This window comes from uncultured Campylobacter sp., assembly GCF_937949835.1.
Classification (GTDB): Bacteria; Campylobacterota; Campylobacteria; order Campylobacterales; family Campylobacteraceae; genus Campylobacter_B.
On the sequence record NZ_CALEDC010000505.1, the window covers coordinates 1 to 3,078 of the forward strand.

General features: G+C 47.9%; 5 protein-coding genes. All 5 read right to left on the bottom strand.

The features are described from left to right. A partial coding sequence (locus Q0256_RS11230; RefSeq protein ID WP_297963148.1) for a saccharopine dehydrogenase family protein occupies window positions 1-615 on the bottom strand: 615 nt, incomplete at its 3' end. Window positions 616-978: 363 nt separating this feature from the next. After that, window positions 979-1,152, bottom strand: a complete 174-nt coding sequence (locus tag Q0256_RS11235) for a DUF2892 domain-containing protein (protein WP_297963151.1) — start codon at window positions 1,150-1,152, stop codon at window positions 979-981. 480 nt (window positions 1,153-1,632) lie between these two features. After that, window positions 1,633-2,118 (bottom strand): hypothetical protein, encoded by a 486-nt coding sequence (locus Q0256_RS11240; protein WP_297963153.1) that lies wholly within the window; start codon window positions 2,116-2,118, stop codon window positions 1,633-1,635. 42 nt (window positions 2,119-2,160) lie between these two features. Further along, window positions 2,161-2,790 carry a LysE family transporter gene (locus Q0256_RS11245; protein ID WP_297963156.1) on the bottom strand — a complete coding sequence of 210 codons (630 nt, stop codon included), beginning with the start codon at window positions 2,788-2,790 and terminating at the stop codon, window positions 2,161-2,163. A gap of 12 nt (window positions 2,791-2,802) precedes the next feature. Then, a partial coding sequence (locus Q0256_RS11250) for a hypothetical protein (protein ID WP_297963159.1) occupies window positions 2,803-3,078 on the bottom strand: 276 nt, incomplete at its 5' end.

Here is a 3,078-nt window from a genome sequence, read left to right on the forward strand (position 1 = left end):
TTTCCACTCGCCGCGCTCCCAGTAGCGGCCTTTTGCACTTACTTCACGTAAATTTATCTCTGGGTTGAAATTCGTCGCAAACGGATATCCGTGATCGCCCGCGTTGCAGTCTAGGATGTCGATCTCGCCGATCTCGTCAAAGAGATTTTGCTGTGCGTAGGCGCAAAATACGTTCGTCACGCCCGGATCAAAGCCGCTTCCTAGCAGCGCCATCGTGTTTGCGGCTTTAAACTCGCCGTCCTTCGCCCATTGTAGCTTGTATTCAAATTTAGCGGTGTCGGGGTGCTCGTAGTTTGCGGTGTCGATGTATGGGATGCCGGCGCGAGAACACGCGTCCATGAGCGTTAGGTCCTGGTACGGCAGCGCGACGTTTAGCAGTAGCTCGGCGCCCGTTTTTTTGATTAAATTTACGACCGCATCGGTGTCGTCAGCGTCGATCTGGGCGGTATCGATAGCGACGCCTAGGCGGTCTTTGATAAATTTAGCGATCGCGTCGCACTTGCTTTTTGTGCGGCTTGCAAGGGTGATCTTGCTAAAAACGTCCGCGTTCATCGCGCATTTTACGGTCGCGACCTGGCTCACGCCGCCTGCGCCTATGATTAAGATATTTGACATTTATGCTCCTTTAAATTTTAAATTTAGCTGCAATTTTAGCAAATTTAAGATGAATTTTAAGAGGCAGGGTGCGATTAATCATAGAGTTTGGTTGTGGCGGGCGCGGAGTACAAGCTCGCTTTAGCAATAGCGCCGAAAGCGGCTAGCGCTAAAATTTACGCGGATAGCGGCATGCCGATTGACGGCGGCACGAGATTAAATTTCCGCCCTGCATCGCGCGATAAAATTTAAGCCTTAAGCGCTTGTTTAAATTTAACGTTCCGCAGCAAGGCGTGGAGAATTTAAAATTTAAAGCTCGTTTCGCCATAAAATTTATCGCGCCTTTTGCCCGATGCACGGCAAAACCGCATACTGCGGCTAAATTTAACGTTTTAGCGAACAGCGGTTTAAAAAGTAGCAAGCGGGGCAAAATCCCGTGACGCCCACGATAAAGGACACTAGACCGACCAGCCCCCACCAGCTGCCAAACACGGCTCCGGCGATCATTATCGCTAGCCCGATCAGCGCTCTTATTATCCTAGTTTTTTTACTTAGCATTGCGTTTTCTTTGTACGCATTAATTCCTAAAAATTTTATAAAGCGAGCAATGGCAGCAAACCGCCACCTAGCGTATCATCTTTGAGCCCGCTTTCCTATATACGCACCTTGGTTAAATTCGGCTTCGTTTAATTATCTTTTCTTTTGCATAAAAGTGCGATCCGACAAAATTTATGTGCCTAAAAAATAAAATTTTATGCGAGTTCGACTTAAAAATTTCGGCAAGCGTAAAACAAGGCAAACTCGAAGGCAGGCGGGCAGTAGGGTAAAATTTGCGTATCGAAGGATAAAATTTACACGCAGCTTTAAATTTGAAATCGCAATAAATTTTAACCAGATGAAATTCTATCTTTACAGAAGGTTTGTCTAAATTTAAACTCGCAATGTGTTTTGAGCGTCTAAATTTACGCGCTGCGGCAAAGAAGCGTAGTGCGATATTTACGATCGAATCGGCACCGATCTTGCGCCGTACCGCTAAAATCAAATTTCGTAGCGATAAATTTTACCAAAATTTTCATCCAGATTGTAGCTAAACTCACCGCCTGCGTAATAGATTGTCTCGCCGCTCTCCAGCTCGAAGCGCTGATACACGCGCAGCACGACCTCGTTTTCGCTGATGCCTTGGACATGGATAAAGATATCACTCTTTCTGCCCGCAGTCATCGCCATTTGGTAGAGCTGATTAAATAGCACGTATTCCGGATCCTTCTCAGCGTCCTCTTGAGATAAAAAGCCCTCCAGCACGCCTAGCATCTCGGCGCGAAATTCCGTCCTGGCGCGCGCATAGGCGTTTTGGATATTTTCGATCTGGTTGGTATCGAGTAAATTTAAAAGTGAATGTTTGCCCACGTAAAGCGTCGCGCTCGATGTGATTTTGCCGTCCTTGTCGGTCACTAGTCGCAGAGCTTTCTCTACGCGCCACAAGGCCTCTTTTAGTTCGAGCCCGCTTTCAATTTCAATTTTCATCATAGATCCTTTATCAAGAGTGCGGAATTTTAGCGTGAAATTTTAAATTTTAAAGACAAACTTAGCGATCAGATACGCCATATACAGCATCAAAACTCCAACGAGCGCGTCGATTATGCGCCACGCTCTGCTGCTTGCAAAAAGCTTCGAAAGCGCCCCTGAGCCATATCCTAAGCCGAAAAACCACGCAAACGATACAAACATAACTCCCGCGTAAAACCACAGCTTTTGGGCATCTGCGATCGTAGCCCCCAGCGAGCCCACTACCACGACGGTATCTAAATACACGTGCGGATTTAGAAGCGTTACCGCAAGGGCTTTGGCTACGACGGGCGCTAGCGGGCTATTTGCAGAGTTTTGGATTTTAGCAAAATGCGAGCCCTTATAAGCGCTAAAAAACGAGCTTAGCGCGTAGCAGAGCAGAAATATGATCCCGCCTATGCCTAAAATTTGGGTAAAAAGCGAGCCTTGCTTAAGAGCGCCACCGATTAAAAATATCCCTACGGCCGTAAATACGGCATCGCTTAGCGCACAGACCGTGCAAACCGCCGCGACGTGGTTTTTCGCAAGGCCTTGGGAGATGACGAAGATATTTTGCGCGCCGATAGCGACGATGAGCGAGAGCATCAGCGCGGCTCCTTGCAAGAAAATTCCGATCGACAAGGAGTTCAAGGCCGCGCCTGCCTACTTATTTTTACTTTCGCAGGCGGAGCTTTGCATCGCCGTATCGGTAGTATCGGAGCCGTCTACCACCGTACTTTCGGGCGCAACGTTAGGCTCATTATCGCTAGCGGAAATTTTCGAGGCGGAATTCTCGGCGCTTATGAAATTTTCACCCGCGCAGGCGCTATTTAAGGAAGCGGCATTATTCGGCACGGCGGAGCTTTGTTCGTTTAAATTTGAAGCGCCCTTCAAATTCTGCGCGCTGTTTGAATCGGCGGCGCCATTAGAATCTTGCAT